This window comes from Sphingomonas sp. IC-11 (genome assembly GCF_021043365.1).
In the GTDB taxonomy this organism is placed as follows: domain Bacteria; phylum Pseudomonadota; class Alphaproteobacteria; order Sphingomonadales; family Sphingomonadaceae; genus Sphingomonas.
This window is the reverse complement of record NZ_JAJNDU010000003.1, coordinates 1-15,975: the sequence shown is the minus strand read 5'-3', so window position 1 is coordinate 15,975 and position 15,975 is coordinate 1. Positions and strand designations below refer to the sequence as shown.

Below are 15,975 nucleotides of genomic sequence, written 5' to 3'. Positions count from 1 at the left end.
CCTATCCATCTGCCGGTCGCGTGCCGGCTCGGGCCAAATCTAAGCCGAGTGTTTCAGCAAGATCAATGGAAGTCATGGCTGCGGATTGGAATCACGTCCTCCGGCCGGTCGCGATAATGATAATCCGTGCGGTTGCGCGGCTTCCACCCCGCGTCGCCGCGGTCGGGGGCGCCGGGGTGGGTCGCACCGTCGCCGCGGGCAACGAGGCTCGGCAGTTTCAGGTGGGGCAGGTCGATCTCTCCTACCTCGCGCAGCATCCAGGTGAGATCGGTGATCAGATCGGCGACGACGTGGATCACGATCCCTTCCTTCTGCACGCGACCGCGGATGCTGACCATGGCGGAGGACATCACGGTGCGGCGCTGCGCCTCGAACCGGTCGGGCCACAATATGCCGTTCGCGACGCCCGTTTCGTCCTCGATGGTGATGAACAAGACGCCCTTGGCGCTGCCCGGCCGCTGGCGGACGAGAATGATGCCGGCGACATCGACCAGCGTGCCTTCCTTGATGGTCTTCAGATCCTCGCACCGGACGCAGCGGCGCTCAGCCAAGCGATCGCGCAGGAAGGTGAGGGGGTGCTGGCGCAGCGTCAGTTGGGTGGCGCGATAATCCTCCACCACCTCCCGGCCCGCGGTGAGCGCGCGCAGGTGCACCGGATCCTCCTTCGTCTCGATCGCCGCCAGCAAGGGCAGCGGCGTGTCCCCAAGGCCACGGATCGCCCATAGCGCCTGGCGCCGACCGAGCCCCATGCCGGCAAAGGCATCAGCCTTGGCGAGCTTTTCCAGTGCGGCGAGCGGCACGCCGGAGCGGCGCCATACGTCCTCGACCGAGGTGAAGGGACGGTCGGCGCGGGCGGTGATGATCTTCCCCGCATCGGCGGCGGAAAGGCCGTGGACGATGCGCAGGCCGAGGCGAAGCGGCTTTTGCGCCCGGCGATCCTCCAGCAGCGTCGTGTCCCAATCGCTGGTCTTGATGCATACCGGCCGGATTTCGACGCCATGCGCACGGGCATCGCGCACGATCTGCGCCGGGGCGTAGAAGCCCATCGGCTGGGCGTTGAGCAATGCCGCGCAGAACACGTCGGGGTGATGGCATTTCATCCAAGACGAGGCATAGGCGATCTTGGCAAAGCTGGCCGCGTGGCTTTCGGGGAAGCCGTAGCTTCCGAACCCCTCGATCTGCTTGACCAACCGCTCGGCGAAATCGAGTGCGATGCCGTTGGCGCGCATGCCGGCGATCAGCTTCTCGCGGAAAATGCCGACGCCGCCGGTCATCTTGAACGTCGCCATGGCGCGGCGCAGTTGATCGGCCTCGCCCGGGGTGAAGCCAGCGCCGAGGATCGCCACCTGCATCGCCTGTTCCTGGAACAGCGGCACGCCCAGCGTCTTTTGCAGCACGTCCTTCAGCTTGGGACTGGGATAATCGATTTTCGCCTGCTCCGCGGGGGGTAAGGCGCGGCGCTTCAGATAGGGGTGCACCATGTCGCCCTGAATCGGGCCCGGGCGGACGATCGCGACCTGGATGGCGATATCGTAGAAATTGGTCGGCTTCATGCGCGGCAGCATGCTCATCTGCGCACGGCTCTCGATCTGGAATACGCCCAGCGTATCGGCCTGCTGGATCATCCTGAACGTCGCAGGGTCATCATCCTGCAACGGGTCGCTCGCCATCGTCATGGCGATGCCCTTGTGCTGACCGAGCAGGTCGAAGGCGCGGCGCATACAGCCGAGCATGCCGAGGCCAAGGATATCGACCTTCATGAAGCCGAGATGCTCGATATCCTCCTTTTCCCATTCGATGACGTGGCGATCGACCATCGCGGCGGGCTCGATCGGTACGAGATCGTGCAGCGGATCGCGCGTCAGGACGAAGCCGCCGGGGTGCTGTGACAAATGGCGCGGCGTGCCGATCAGCTCCTTGGCAAGTTGCAGCGCGAGCGCGAGGCGCGGTTCGCCGGCGTCGAGATTGAGCGCCTGTACGTGGCTGTCGGGCACGCCTTCGTTCGACCAGCCCCATACCTGGCCAGCGAGCGCTGAGGTCATGTCCTCGGGCAGGCCGAGTACCTTGCCGACTTCGCGGATCGCGCCGCGGGTGCGGAAGCGGCTGACCACGGCGGTCAGCGCGGCATGGTCACGGCCGTAGGTTTCGTAGATCCACTGGATCACTTCCTCACGCCGCTCATGCTCGAAATCGATGTCGATGTCGGGCGGCTCGCGGCGCTCCTCCGAGACGAAGCGCTCGAAGAGGAGTTGGTGCTTAATCGGATCGATCGAGGTGATGCCGAGCACGAAGCAGATGACCGAATTGGCCGCCGAGCCGCGGCCCTGGCACAGGATCTCGATCGAGCGGGCGTAGCTCACGATCGAGTTTACGGTAAGGAAATAGGGCGCGTAGCCCATCTTCGCGACGAGCGAGAGTTCGTGCTCGAGCTGCCTGGTATAGGGCTCCGGCGGTTGGCCATCGAAGCGGTCGGCGAGCGCGTTGCGCGACAGGCGTTCCAGTGCCTCCTGCGCGGTGCGGCCGGACATGATGATCTCGTCGGGATATTGATAGTCGAGGTCGCGCAGCGAGAAGGTGCAGCGTTCGACGATCGCCTCGACCGCGGCGAGCGCCTGGGGGTAAGCGGCGAAGCGGCGCGCCATTTCCTCCGGAGGCTGGAGATGGCGATCGGCGTGGCGCTCGCGGCGAAAGCCCAGTTCGTCGATCGTGCATTTTTCGCGGATTGCGGTGATGACGTCCTGCAGCATCCGACGATCGGGCTCGTGATAGAGCACGTCCCCGGTGGCGAGCGGCGCCAGGCCGTACGCGGTGGCGGCGGAGGCCGTTTCGGCGAAGCGCCGCCGCTCCCCAGGGCGGCGCCAGGGGGTGAGGCAGATGTGGCCGCGCTTGCCGAAGATGTCGGCTGTGGCGGCGAGCGCATCGGGCGCTGCGCCGCTGCGGCCCGGCACCAGCGCGGCGACGAGGCCGTCGGCGTAAGCGGCGACATCCTCCCAATGGAGGAAGCAGTGGCCCTTTTCGCCGCGTTGTGCGTCCGCGCGGGACTTGCCGAGCGTGAGCAGGCGGGTGAGCCGGCTCCAGGCGGCGCGGTCCTCCGGCCAGACGAGCAGGGATTCGCCGGTGACAAGATCGAGCCGGCAGCCGGGGATGGAGCGGATCTCCAGCCCCTGATCCTTGCGCACCTGTTCGGTGGCGTAGAGCGCGCGGACCACGCCGGCGACCGAGTTGCGATCGGTGATGCCGAGCGCCGGCATCCCCATCAGCGCGGCGGTGGCGAACAGTTCCTCACAGGAGGACGCGCCGCGCAGGAACGAGAAGTGCGTGGTGACCTGAAGCTCGCTGTACGTCATGCGGCACCATGCGGATCACGCAAAGGTGCCATGGATGTACCAGCTGAGATCGCCGGTTTCCGCGCGGACGCCATCGCCGCGGCGGAACAGCCAGAAACGGTGGCCCTGATCGTCCTCGACGCGGAAATAATCGCGCACCCCGGCCCGCTCGCCCGCGCGGCGCCACCATTCGCCGGTGATCCGTTCGGGCCCGTCGGAATGGGTGATGCGGTGCGGACGGCCGCGCCAGGTGAAGCGGCGAGGCGCATGATCGGGCATTTCGGCAATGACGTGATCGATCGGCTCGGGACGGCGCAGCAGCCGGGCGGGGCGCGGCCAGCGCGGGTGCCAGGCATGATCGGGCGTGCGGCCATCGAGCTGGCGCACATCGTCGCGCTTCAGGCGGGTGGCAGCGGTGGTGGGAGGATCGAGTGGTGGCAGCGGGGCGACGGAGCGTTCGGGCACGTCGCTTTCGATCGGTTGATGCCGCCACAGCCGCGAAGGGCCGATGCGGTTGGCAAGCGTGTCGACCAGAGGAGCAAGATCGGGCGCCTGCTGCTCTGCGAGCGCCGCGCCCAGCGTCTCGGGGCCGAGCGGATCGGCGCGAACGAGGTGAAGCGTCAGCGCGTCGAGGCCGTAGCCGACGTCGATCTCCTCGATGCGGCGGACGATGAGGCGCAGCAGGTGCGAGGGTTCGCGGCTGGCCCGGGCAAGGCCGATGCGGATCACCTGATCGGTCGAATCGACACGCGTGGCGACGAAGGCGAGCGCGCGGGCGCCGACGCCGGCCTTGGCCAATGCGCCTGCCAGATCATCGACGAGGCCGGCGAGCCAATGGCCGATCGCATCGGCGGTGGCGATCGGTTCGGCGAAGCGGCGGGTGACGGCGATCGGCTGCACCGGGATGATCGGATCGAGCGGCTCGGGCAGGGCGCCGGTCGCCTGGTCGAGCCGCTGCGCGATTGCCTTGCCGAAGCGGCGGACCAGCGGCGCGCGGGGCATCGCCATGAGCTCGCCAATCGTGTCGACGCCGAGCCGGGCGAGCAGCTCGCGGGCGCTATCCTCCAGGCGCAGCGCGGTGACCGGCAGCGGCTCGAGCGCGGCGACGTGCGCGCCGGGCGGGATGATCGCGGCGGGCGCGGCCTGGCGCGCAAAGGCCCAGGCAGCGCCGGCGGTGTCGGCGATCGCCAGCTGCGCGGTGATGCCGAGCCGGGCGAGCAGGCGCAGCAGGCGGCGGGCCATGGCTTCCTCGCCGCCGTGGAGGTGGGCGGTGCCGCTGATCTCCAGGAACAGGCCGTCGGTGCCGGATAGTGCGACCACCGGGCACCAGCGGCTGGCGAGCGCGGTGGCGAGGCGCTGCAGATCGGCGAGATCGCCGGCGGCATCGGCGTCGCGCACGTCGATGTCGGGCACGGCGGCGCGTGCCTGGGTCAGCGCCATGCCGGGCGTGAGGCCGAGCGCGCGGGCTTCGGGCGAGGCGGCGGCGATTTCGATGCGGCTGCCGATCTTGTGCACGGTGATGAGGGGGGCGCAAACTTCTCGAACATTGCGCGTGTGGGGTTGGCGCGGGGCATGTTGGAGATTGCTGGCGCGGGCGACGGTGTTGGCGAGGGTTCGGCCGGTATCGAAAAAGGGCGCGACGCCGGAAACGCGCGCGCCGGCGTCGTTGGAGCCGCAGCGGGCGTATTTGTCGGGGTGGGGCCCTTCGCCGGGATAACGGACGCTGGGCATGGCGTTCCACCGCGCGAGCGCGGCGGCGGCGCGATCGTCGGCGTTGGGATCGAGGCCGTCGAAGCCGCGCCAGCGGGTGTTGGGCACGTCCTCGGGATCGGGACGCACGGGTAGCGTCGTCGGGACGGGACGCGCGCCTTCGTCGGGCGGCATGGCGCGGAAGGGATGATCGGCGGCCTCGCTGCGGCGGCCCATTTCGCGCATCGGCGGACGCTGGTGGGCGGGCATGGCTTCCACCTGGCGCGCGACATCGGCGCGCGTCGATTGCGACCAGGGCTTTTCGGCCGGGGCAGCCGCATCGCTGCGCGCCCAGCGGGCGCCGGGGCGCCAGCCGGTGTTCTTCGGCGCGTCGCATTGCAGCACCTGTTCCTCGGCCACCGCCGCCGTGAGCGGCGCGAGATCGAGCGTAGTGCCCGGTTCAGGCCGCGGCGTTGGTGCGCGGCGACGCTCGGCCCGACGCACGCGATCGATCGCCCAGTGCGGCAGGTAGAGCGAGACGACCCGTGTCATCGCAGGCCTCCAGCAAAGTGTCGAAAGGTTCGCCGCCGCGTTGCCGCACCAGCGAGACGGCCCAGCGCGGGCGGCCCATGCTGCCGCAGCGCAGAGGAACGGAGGGAGCGGAAGCGATCCGCCAGCGGGTGAGCGCGGCGGAGGGCGGGGCCAGCGGATCGGCATCCTCGCGCGGATGACGGCGCAGGAGGAGAGCGATCGTGCGGCCCCCCTCCGCCGCGAGTTGCAGCCGGCGGGTGGCGGGCATGGCGGCACGCTTCACCTCGCCGATCACTGCGCCAAGGCCGCGGTGGCGCAGCCCTTCCTCCATCAGCGCGAGCAATTCGGCATCGTCGCGCGCCTCGGCATAAAGGACGCGTTCGGGGGAGAGGCCGGCCTGGTAAAGGCCGGGGGCGAACAGGTCGCGTCGGCGCACCACCCACAGGATCGGCCCCCAGGCGCGCGCGGCGATCCCGGCCATGAACAAGGTGGCGGCGGCATCGTCGCCCAGGTTGGCAGTGCCGGCGGCGACTTCATGCAACGCGTCGAGTCGCAGCCCGCCATCGGCCAGTCGCGAATCGATTGACGCGATGCCGAACGGCAGTGTTTCGCGTCTCCGGTATCCATCGCCCTCGATGGCCCGAAGCGTCTCGCGCAGCTCGGCAATGACGGCAGGGGACGACACGTTTTCGACTCACTTGCTACGAATGTTCCTATTTTGTTCCAACGCTCGAGAGAGTCAATCGTTCATCGTACTTGCCGCGTTCAGCGGCTGTGATGCTTCGTTAACAGACCCCGCCGGGCGGCAGGAATGATCGCCCTCTGCCTGGCGCGGGTTTATGCAGAAGCACGCCCTTATCTAGCAAGTGTCTGTATCTTCACGGTTCCACTGCGTCGGCCCTGGTGGAACGCGCGCCCAAATCGTTGCAGCTGAAACGACCTCTTTCCCGATCTGTTGAAATTTTATAACAAGGCCCCAGCAACGCGTTCGTGCGTTTTGCCCCACGCGTTTGACACCGGAGAGATCATGGCGGACGCCGCCCGCAGCAATTTGCCCCCGCTCGCGCTGCATGTGCCCGAGCCCAAGTTCCGACCAGGCGACACGGTGGATTTCGCGGACGTCGATGTTCCCGCGGCAGGATCCGTGCGCCGACCCGATACGGCCGAGGACCCGCGCGCCTTCACCGACCTCGTCTACACGATGGTGCGGGTGCTGGACGAGAACAACCAGGCCGTCGGCCCATGGGACCCCAAGCTGTCACCCGACACGCTACGGCGCATGCTGCGCCACATGGCGACGGTGCGCGCGTTCGACGAACGCATGTTCCGCGCGCAGCGCCAGGGCAAGACGAGCTTCTACATGAAGTCGCTGGGCGAGGAGGCGGTGGCAGTGCCGCAGGCCTATGCGCTGGACGCCGACGACATGTGCTTCCCGTCGTATCGCCAGCAGGGCCTGCTGATCGCGCGCGGCTGCCCGCTGGTCGACATGATGAACCAGATCTATTCGAACACCGGCGACAAGCTGCAGGGCAAGCAGCTGCCGATCATGTATTCGGAGAAGCGCTTCAGCTTCTTCTCGATCTCGGGCAATCTGACGACGCAATATCCGCAGGCGGTAGGCTGGGCGATGGCGTCCGCATCGAAGGGCGACACGCGCATTGCCGCCACCTGGTGCGGCGAGGGATCGACCGCGGAGGGCGACTTCCACTCCGCGCTGACCTTTGCCACCGTCTATCGCGCGCCGGTGATCTTCAACGTCGTCAACAACCAGTGGGCGATCTCGAGCTTTTCCGGCTTTGCGGGCGCGGAGGCGACGACGTTCGCGGCGCGCGCGGTTGGCTATGGCATCGCGGGCTTGCGCGTCGACGGCAATGACGCGCTGGCCGTCTATGCCGCCACGCAATGGGCGGCGGAGCGTGCGCGGACCAACCAGGGCCCGACGCTGATTGAGCATTTCACCTATCGCGCGGAAGGCCATTCGACCTCCGACGATCCCTCGCAATATCGCAGCGCGGGCGAGCCGACCGCATGGCCGCTGGGCGACCCGATCCGGCGGCTGAAGGATCACCTGATCGCCATCGGCGAATGGGACGAGGAACGCCACGCCGCGATGGACAAGGAGGTCGCCGACGAGGTGAAGGCCGCGCAGAAGGAAGCCGAGAAGAACGGCATCCTGGGCCACGGCCTGCACCAGCCGCTCGACACGCTGTTCGACGGCGTGTTCGAGGAGATGCCGTGGCATTTGCGCGAACAGCAGGCGCAGATGATCGCCGAGGAAGAGGAAAGCGGGCGGCCATGGGCGCGCAAGAAGTGATGCGTGTGGATCGGAGCCAAAGCGGTTTTGTCAGCATCGTCATTCCCGCGCAGGCGGGAATCCATAGCCGCTGGCCGTGCGGCTCCTTCGATGCCTTGCGTTTATGGATCCCCGCCTGCGCGGGGATGACGGAGTGGGTTTGGTGAGCGACGTGACCGTAACAGACGATGCAGCGGTGATGCCGGGCGAGGCGGAAACCACCACCGACGCCACCCAGCGCATGAACATGATCCAGGCGATCAATTCCGCCATGGACGTGATGATGGCGCGCGATCCGGGCGTCGTCGTGATGGGCGAGGATGTCGGCTATTTCGGCGGCGTGTTCCGCGCCACCGCGGGCTTGCAGGCGAAATACGGCAAGACCCGCGTGTTCGACACGCCGATCACCGAAATCGGCATCATCGGCGTCGCGATCGGCATGGGCGCCTATGGCCTGCGGCCCGTGCCCGAGATCCAGTTCGCCGATTACATCTATCCCGCGCTCGACCAGCTGGTGAGCGAGGCGGCGCGGCTGCGTTATCGTTCGGGCGGGGAATTCACCGCGCCGATCACGGTGCGATCGCCCTTCGGCGGCGGCATCTTCGGCGGGCAGACGCACTCGCAGAGCCCGGAAGGCATCTTCACCCACGTATCGGGCCTGAAGACGGTGATTCCGTCGACACCCTACGATGCCAAGGGCCTGCTGATCTCCGCGATCGAGGACAATGATCCGGTGATCTTCTTCGAACCCAAGCGCATCTACAACGGCCCGTTCAACGGCCATTGGGATCGGCCGGCGGCGAACTGGTCCAAGCACCCGGGCGGCGACGTGCCGAGCGGCTATTACAAGATCCCGATCGGCAAGGCCGCAGTCGTCCGCAAGGGCGAGGCGGTGACGATGCTTGCCTATGGCACGATGGTGCATGTCTGTGCGCAGGTGGTGGAGGATACCGGCATCGACGCCGAGATCATCGACCTGCGCAGCCTGGTGCCACTCGACATCGAGACGATCGAGGAGAGCGTGAAGAAGACTGGGCGCTGCCTGATCGTGCACGAGGCGACGCGCACCGGCGGGTTCGGCGCCGAGCTTTCCGCCCTGGTGCAGGAGCGCTGTTTCTACCATCTCGAGGCGCCGGTGGAGCGCGTGACGGGTTTCGACACGCCGTATCCCCACAGCCTGGAATGGGCATATTTCCCGGGCCCCGTGCGCATCGGCATGGCCCTCAAGAAGATTCTGAAGGACTGATCGGCACATGGCGCGTTTTACCTTCAAGCTGCCGGACATCGGCGAAGGCATTGCCGAGGCGGAGATCGTCGGCTGGCATGTCGCGGTCGGTGACCGCGTCGAGGAAGACCAGAATATCGCCGACATGATGACCGACAAGGCGACGGTCGAGATGGAATCGCCGGTGTCGGGCACCGTGGTCGAACTGGCGGGCGAGGTTGGCGACCAGATCGCGATCGGCGCGATGCTGGTGGTGATCGAGACCGATGCCGATGGCGCGGTGGAGCCGGAGGGCCAGGCCGCGGCGGACGTCGAGGAGAAGCTGGGCGGCGCCGACGAGGTCGAGGCGTTCGAGGCCGAGAACCCCGGCGTCGAAGAGGTCGTCGAGCCGGCCCCGGCCGCGCCCGCCCCTGCGCCCCCTGCGCCGGCTGCTGTTGCGCCGGTTGCCGATGTGGCTCCTGCCGCCTCCTCTACGGCTCCTGTTCTTGCCTCGCCGACGGTGCGTGCGCGAGCGAAGGATTTGGGGGTCGACCTTTCCCAGGTGAAGGTGTCGGAGGGCGATCGCATCCGCCACGCCGATCTCGATGCGTATCTGCGCTACGCGGGTGGGCAGGGCTATCACGCGCCGCACGCCAGCCGCGCGCGAGAAGACGAGCAGGTGAAGGTGATCGGGATGCGTCGCCGCATCGCCGAGAACATGGCCGCGTCGAAGCGCCACATCCCGCATTTCACCTATGTCGACGAGATCGACGTGACCGCGCTGGAAGACATGCGTGCCGACCTGAACGACAATCGTGGTGGGCGGCCGAAGCTGACCATGCTGCCGTTCCTGATTGTCGCGATCTGCCGCACGCTGCCCGACTTCCCGATGCTCAACGCGCGCTATGACGACGAGGCGGGCGTGGTGACGCGGTCGGGCCGGGTGCACATGGGCATGGCGGCGCAGACCGATGCTGGCCTGACCGTGCCGGTGATCCGCGACGCGCAGGACAAGAATGTTTGGCAGCTCGCCAGCGAGATCGGGCGCCTGGCCGAAGCGGCGCGCACGCAGAAGCTGAAGCCCGAGGAGCTGGGCGGCGGCACGATCACCGTCACCTCGCTCGGCCCGCTGGGCGGAATCGCGACGACGCCGGTGATCAACCGGCCGGAGGTCGCGATCATCGGGCCGAACAAGATCGTCGAGCGGCCGGTGTTCCGCGGCGACGACATCGTGCGGGCAAAGCTGATGAACCTGTCGATCAGCTGCGACCATCGCGTCGTTGATGGGTGGGATGCGGCAAGCTACGTTCAGGCGGTGAAGAAGCTGCTCGAGACGCCCGTGCTGCTGTTCGCGGACTGAGGACGATGCTTCCCGCCATTGTCCTGTCGGTGACGATCGCGCGGTCGTGGCGCGAGGTCTATGAGGCGTTCTGGCGCCCGGAGGCGTTCGCGCGCTGGGCCTCAGGACTCAGCGAGTTCGCGTTGCGCGAGGATGGCGATTCGTGGGTGGGTGAGGGCGCGGACGGTGGCATCCGCGTCTTCTTCACCCCGCACAATGACTATGGCGTGATGGATCATCGCGTGATCCCCGACAGTGGTACGCCGGTCGAGGTGCCGCTGCGCGTGATCGCCAATCGCGAGGGCGCGGAGGTTCAGCTGACGCTGTTTCGCCAGCCGGGCATGGATGACGAAACGTTCGCGCGCGACCGCCGCTGGATCCGCAAGGACCTGGCGACGCTGAAGGTGCTGGCCGAGCGCGGCTGAGGTCCCGGGATTGCGGCGATACGCCGGGTCAGCGCGCGATCATGGCGGGTCCTGGCCGCCTGCTGAGTCCCGGCGACGGGCGGGGATGGCGGGAGGCGCAGAGGCCTCCCGGTGGTGACTATACGCGGCGGCCGCTGAAGAGCTGTACCAGGCCGACGATCAGCGCGACGACCAGCAGGATGTGGATCAGGCCGCCAGCGATGTTGAGGCTGAACCCGAGCAGCCACAGGATCACCAGGATGATCGCGATCGTCCACAACATGGCCTTTTCCTTTTCCTTCTCTTTATCTCCGAATTGAACGATAACGCTCGCTCTCCCGTTCCGAGCGGCAGCAACATTTTGCAACATTCCGGCAAACAGGTGATCGTGCGACGGCTAGGGCCAGCAGATGCCGGCGCGATGCGGCGGCTGAACGCGCTGTTTCATGCAGCCTTTGACGGTGCCGCCGACTATGTCGATGCACCGCCGGACAGCGCCTATCTCGCCGTCCAGCTCGCCAAGCCGCACGTCTTCGTGCTGGTGGCCGAACAGGACGGGACGGTGATCGGCGGGCTGGTTGCGTATCTGCTCGACAAGCTCGAGCAGGCGCGGGCCGAGGCGTACATCTATGATCTCGCTGTTGCTGAGTCGCACCGACGAACGGGCGTGGCGACGGCGCTGATCCATGCGCTTTCTCCGATGGTGCGGGAGGCCGGCGCGCATGTGATGTTCGTCCAGGCCGATTACGGCGACGACCCAGCGGTTGCGCTTTATACCAAATTGGGCACGCGCGAGGACGTGATGCATTTCGATATCGCGGTGCAGGATTCGCGGGGCGAGCGGGCGGCAGGCTCCAGCGCGGAATGAGTATCCTTGCCTAGTGGCGTGCTAAGGGATTGCTCCGGCCGCCGTCTCGTTCTATATCGATTGTGCTTTCTCTTACATCGCCAGATGCAAGGGGTCGCGGGGCAGGGCTCCGCGGCGGCAAAAACCTGTGTGTATATGGAGCCCCGATGGCGGATATTACCGCGCTGACCCAGATGATCGAGACCGAGGCCAAGGCGCTCGGATTCGACCTCGTGCGTGTCGCGCTGTTCGGCAAGGGAGACGACCGCACGCTGCAGGTGATGGCGGAGCGGCCCGATACGCGGCAGCTGACGATCGACGATTGCGCCGATCTGTCGCGCCGTATTTCCGACGTGCTCGACGCGCTGGAAGCGGAAGGGCGCGACCCGATTGAGGGCGCCTATCGGCTGGAAGTGTCGAGCCCCGGTATCGATCGGCCGCTGACCCGCCTGTCGGATTACACCGACTGGGCCGGACATGAGGCGAAGCTGACGCTGGACGCGCCGCTCGATGGGCAGAAGCAGTTTCGTGGCGAGATCGTCGCGGTTGAGGGCGAGGAGATCGCCATCCGCAACCGCACCGGTACCGTCGCTCATGTTCCCTTCGGTCGGATCGTCGATGCGAAGCTGGTGCTGACGGACAAATTGATCGCTGCAACCGTCCCGCTCTCGCAAGAGGGCGCGGAAGAAGAAGAAATCGAAGCAGAGGAAACCGAGTAATGGCTACCGGCGTCACCGCGAACCGTGCGGAACTGATCGCGATCGCCAACAGCGTCGCCAGCGAGAAGATGATCGACAAGGCGATCGTCATCGAGGCGATGGAGGATGCGATCCAGCGTGCGGCGCGTACCCGCTACGGCCAGGAAATGGACATCCGCGCGAAGCTGGACCCCAACAACGGTGACCTTCGCCTGTGGCGCGTCGTCGAGGTGGTCGAGCAGGTCGACGACATCTACAAGCAGGTCGACGTCAACGGCGCGCAGAAGCTGCAGAAGGGTGCCACCGTCGGCGACTTCCTGGTCGATCCGCTGCCCCCGATCGAATTCGGCCGCATCCAGGCGCAGGCCGCCAAGCAGACCATCTTCCAGAAGGTCCGCGATGCCGAGCGCGAGCGCCAGTATGAGGAATTCAAGGACCGCGCCGGCGAGATCATCACCGGCGTCGTGAAGCGCGTCGAGTTCGGCCACATCGTCGTCGACCTGGGCCGTGCCGAGGGCGTGATCCGCCGCGACCAGCAGATCCCGCGCGAAGTGGTGCGCGTGAACGACCGCATCCGCTCGCTGATCCTGAAGGTGGTGCGCGAGAACCGCGGGCCGCAGATCTTCCTGAGCCGCGCACATCCCGACTTCATGAAGAAGCTGTTCGCGCAGGAAGTGCCGGAGATCTACGACGGCATCATCGAGATCAAGGCTGCCGCCCGCGACCCGGGCAGCCGTGCGAAGATCGGCGTCATCAGCCATGATTCCTCGATTGACCCGGTCGGCGCCTGCGTCGGCATGAAGGGCAGCCGCGTCCAGGCCGTCGTGCAGGAAATGCAGGGCGAGAAGATCGACATCATCCCCTGGTCGCCAGACACGGCAACCTTTGTCGTCAACGCCCTGCAGCCGGCGAACGTCAGCCGCGTGCTGATTGACGAGGAAGAGGATCGCATCGAAGTGGTCGTTCCGGACGATCAGCTGAGCCTCGCCATCGGCCGTCGTGGCCAGAATGTCCGCCTTGCGTCGCAGCTGACGGCGAAGGCGATCGACATCATGACCGAGACCGACTCGAGCGAGAAGCGCCAGCAGGAGTTCGTGCAGCGGTCCGAGATGTTCCAGAACGAGCTGGACGTGGACGAGACGCTGGCACAGCTGCTGGTGGCCGAAGGCTTCACCGAGCTGGAAGAAGTCGCCTATGTCGAGCTGGACGAGCTGGCAGCGATCGAAGGCTTCGACGACGAGCTGGCCCAGGAGCTGCAGAGCCGTGCGGCCGAGGCGATCGATCGCCGCGAGCAGGCGAACCGCGACGAGCGCCGTTCGCTGGGGGTCGAGGACGCGCTGGCCGAGCTGCCGCACCTGACCGAGGCGATGCTGGTCACGCTGGGCAAGGCTGGCATCAAGACGCTGGACGATGTTGCCGATCTCGCGACCGACGAACTGATCGAGAAGAAGCGCGCCGAGCCGCGTCGCCGCAACGAGGACGCGCCGCGCCGGCCGGAGCACAAGGGCGGCGTGCTGGGCGAATATGGCCTGACCGAGGAGCAGGGTAACGAGATCATCATGGCCGCCCGTGCCCACTGGTTCGCCGATGAAGAAGGCGGCGAGGCTGAGCAGACCGCGGAGGACGCACAGGCCTGATGCCGTTCGTTTCGATCAGGATCGCGGGCTCCGCTTCCAAGGAGCAGAAGGCGGGGATCGTGGCTGACGTCACGTCCTCGCTGGTCACGCGGCTGGGCAAGTCCCCGGCCGCGGTGCAGGTCGTGATCGAAGAGGTCTCCCTCGACAATTATGGCGCCGGCGGTGTGTTGATCGCAGATCGCGATGCGCCGAAGGTGCTGCCTAGCGAGGGAGACGCGCATGCGGGTTCCTCGCAATGATCGGCTAGCGTCGCTTCGACAGCTTGGGGTTTGCTCGCCGGGCGGGGCGGCTCGCGGCGGGGCGCGCGTGCGTCGTCGCGGTGGCCGTGTGTCGGGCGCAGCGGTGTCTTGCTGCCAAAATACCGACCCTGTGCCGGCATCCACGCATCCCCACATTCGGCAGCCGGTAAGTATCCGGACGGCTGGTGAAGCCGGCACAGGTGTCGTCGCGATGCTGGATCAAGCGCCCAATCAGATTGGACGTCACGCCAATGGACAGCGTGCCGCAGCGATCGCGCGCCAGGATGTCGGCGCACGATTGCCGCTCCTTCATATCGTGAGGACTGCGGGGAACTGGACACCGGGACAAGTCCGGCATGACGGAGGTGTTTGTGGCTGATCCCACGCGCACTTGCATCCTTTCCCGCGAGGAGGCGCCACGCGATGGCTTGATCCGTCTGGTGCTGGCGCTCGACGGTCGAGTGCTGCCCGACGTGCGGGCGAAGGCGCCCGGACGCGGCGCGTGGATCGGCGTCGGTGCGGCCGAGCTTGCCAAGGCGCAGGCGAAAGGCAAGCTGCGCGGCGCCTTGGCGCGTGCGTTCAAAACGGGGGAGTTCACCGTTCCCGACGATCTGCCCGCGCTGATTGCCTCGGCACTCGAACGCAATGCGCTCGACCGGCTTGGGCTGGAGGCCCGCGCCGGCACCGTGCTGACCGGTTCGGACCGGATCGAGGAAGCGGCGCGCTCCGGCCGTCTCCACGCGCTCTACCATGCGGCAGATGCCGCCGAGGACGGTCGGCGCAAGCTGGCCCAGGCGTGGCGCGTCGGATCGGACCGCGAAGGGAGTGATTTGGGGGGCTTGGTTCTGCCGATCCCACGCCCCATATTGTCGATGGCGCTGGGCCGCGAAAACGTGGTACATATCGGCGTCACCGACCGCATGGCGGCCGGCAGGTTGGGCGAAGCGCTCGATCGCTGGCGGCGCTTTATCGGCCCCGACCCTGAAGGAGCCCATCAAGGCGATGCTTTGATGGACGACCTGATTGCCGCACCTTGCGCAACGGCCGCGCAAGGCGCATCGGCGCCCGATCTTTCCGGGCACGAACCGGCCGTGACGACACACGAGGATTTTGAGTGAGCGAGACCGATAACGATAAGCCGAAACTTGGCATGCGCGCACCATTGGGTGTTCGGCGCACGGTCGAGACCGGCAAGGTGAAGCAGAGCTTCAGCCACGGCCGCTCCAATACGGTGATCGTGGAAACCAAGAAGGCGCGCACGTTCCGCAAGCCGGGTGAAGCGCCCGAGCCGACCGCTGCGCCGACCCCGGCGGAGGCGCCCGCGCCTGCGGCCCCGGTGCAGCGCGAGGCGGCGCCGCCGGCGCCGCCCTCGCGCGCCCCGTCCAACGAGACGCCGCAGGAGCGCGTGGCCCGACTCGCCCGTGAGGCGGAGGAGCAGCGCATGCAGGCGCTGGAGGAACTGCGCCGTCGCGAAGAGGCGGAGCGCGCCCGCGCCGCCGAGGACGAGAAGCGTCGCGCAGAAGAACGCGCCGCGGCAGCAGCTGCCGAGGCGGCCGCGCCGAAGCCCGCTCCTGCGCCTGAGCCGGTTGCTGAGCCGGCAGCGGAAGCGCCGGTCGCCGAGGCCGCGCCGGCGGCACCGCCGCTGACGGTGCCGACCGGTGCCCCGATCATGTTCCGTCCGGTGGTGTCGACGCCGGCGCCTGCCCCGGCGCCTGAGCCTGAGGCGCCTGCAGCGCCCGCGGCGCAGGCTCCGGCTGCGCCGACGCCG

Annotated in this window: 14 protein-coding genes; 10 read left to right on the top strand and 4 right to left on the bottom strand. The window is 67.3% G+C overall.

Translation table 11 applies throughout. The features are described 5' to 3' along the window. Nucleotides 1–62: 62 nt before the first annotated feature. From LQ954_RS10770 to LQ954_RS10760, 3 genes are read right to left on the bottom strand one after another with little or no spacing between them, the layout of a single operon-like run. Nucleotides 63–3,347: an error-prone DNA polymerase gene (locus LQ954_RS10770; RefSeq protein WP_231023056.1), complete on the bottom strand. Its 3,285-nt coding sequence runs from the start codon at nucleotides 3,345–3,347 to the stop codon at nucleotides 63–65. A 15-nt stretch (nucleotides 3,348–3,362) separates the two neighbouring features. Beyond that, on the bottom strand, nucleotides 3,363–5,567 hold the full coding sequence (locus LQ954_RS10765; RefSeq protein WP_231023054.1) for a DNA polymerase Y family protein: 2,205 nt from the start codon (nucleotides 5,565–5,567) through the stop codon (nucleotides 3,363–3,365). Then, nucleotides 5,476–6,231, bottom strand: coding sequence for an ImuA family protein (locus LQ954_RS10760; protein ID WP_227772949.1), 756 nt, complete (start codon nucleotides 6,229–6,231; stop codon nucleotides 5,476–5,478). Before LQ954_RS10760 ends, LQ954_RS10765 begins: the two co-directional genes overlap by 92 nt. 342 nt (nucleotides 6,232–6,573) lie before the next feature. Here LQ954_RS10760 and LQ954_RS10755 point away from each other — a divergent pair, with 342 nt between their 5' ends. From LQ954_RS10755 to LQ954_RS10740, 4 genes are all read left to right on the top strand, one after another. After that, nucleotides 6,574–7,860: a 3-methyl-2-oxobutanoate dehydrogenase (2-methylpropanoyl-transferring) subunit alpha gene (locus tag LQ954_RS10755; protein ID WP_231023052.1), complete on the top strand. Its 1,287-nt coding sequence runs from the start codon at nucleotides 6,574–6,576 to the stop codon at nucleotides 7,858–7,860. 220 nt (nucleotides 7,861–8,080) lie between these two features. Next, the gene (locus LQ954_RS10750; RefSeq protein ID WP_231023388.1) at nucleotides 8,081–9,085 is read left to right on the top strand and encodes an alpha-ketoacid dehydrogenase subunit beta; all 1,005 of its coding nucleotides are present in this window, start codon (nucleotides 8,081–8,083) and stop codon (nucleotides 9,083–9,085) included. 7 nt (nucleotides 9,086–9,092) lie between these two features. Then, nucleotides 9,093–10,403, top strand: coding sequence for a dihydrolipoamide acetyltransferase family protein (locus LQ954_RS10745; protein WP_231023050.1), 1,311 nt, complete (start codon nucleotides 9,093–9,095; stop codon nucleotides 10,401–10,403). A 5-nt stretch (nucleotides 10,404–10,408) separates the two neighbouring features. Further along, a complete protein-coding gene (locus LQ954_RS10740; protein ID WP_231023048.1) occupies nucleotides 10,409–10,807 on the top strand; it encodes a polyketide cyclase in 399 nt (132 codons plus the stop codon). Between the two features lie 118 nt (nucleotides 10,808–10,925). Here LQ954_RS10740 and LQ954_RS10735 read toward each other — a convergent pair whose 3' ends face one another. After that, the gene (locus LQ954_RS10735; RefSeq protein ID WP_227772953.1) at nucleotides 10,926–11,069 is read right to left on the bottom strand and encodes a lmo0937 family membrane protein; all 144 of its coding nucleotides are present in this window, start codon (nucleotides 11,067–11,069) and stop codon (nucleotides 10,926–10,928) included. 99 nt (nucleotides 11,070–11,168) lie between these two features. On the opposite strand from LQ954_RS10735, the gene LQ954_RS10730 reads away from it, so the two are divergent. The 6 genes from LQ954_RS10730 to LQ954_RS10705 form a co-directional block, all read left to right on the top strand. Beyond that, nucleotides 11,169–11,654 (top strand): AAC(3)-I family aminoglycoside N-acetyltransferase, encoded by a 486-nt coding sequence (locus LQ954_RS10730; protein ID WP_330999975.1) that lies wholly within the window; start codon nucleotides 11,169–11,171, stop codon nucleotides 11,652–11,654. Nucleotides 11,655–11,800: 146 nt separating this feature from the next. After that, entirely contained in the window at nucleotides 11,801–12,352 is a 552-nt protein-coding gene (gene rimP, locus LQ954_RS10725) for a ribosome maturation protein RimP (RefSeq protein WP_231023046.1), read from the top strand. Further along, nucleotides 12,352–13,968, top strand: coding sequence for a transcription termination factor NusA (gene nusA / locus LQ954_RS10720; protein ID WP_227772955.1), 1,617 nt, complete (start codon nucleotides 12,352–12,354; stop codon nucleotides 13,966–13,968). Before rimP ends, nusA begins: the two co-directional genes overlap by 1 nt. Further along, complete coding sequence (locus tag LQ954_RS10715; protein WP_227772956.1) at nucleotides 13,968–14,207, top strand: tautomerase family protein; 240 nt, start codon at nucleotides 13,968–13,970, stop codon at nucleotides 14,205–14,207. Before nusA ends, LQ954_RS10715 begins: the two co-directional genes overlap by 1 nt. Before the next feature lie 356 nt (nucleotides 14,208–14,563). Beyond that, nucleotides 14,564–15,325 (top strand): DUF448 domain-containing protein, encoded by a 762-nt coding sequence (locus tag LQ954_RS10710; protein ID WP_231023043.1) that lies wholly within the window; start codon nucleotides 14,564–14,566, stop codon nucleotides 15,323–15,325. Next, a partial coding sequence (locus LQ954_RS10705; protein WP_231023042.1) for a translation initiation factor IF-2 associated domain-containing protein occupies nucleotides 15,322–15,975 on the top strand: 654 nt, incomplete at its 3' end. The genes LQ954_RS10710 and LQ954_RS10705, both read left to right, overlap by 4 nt.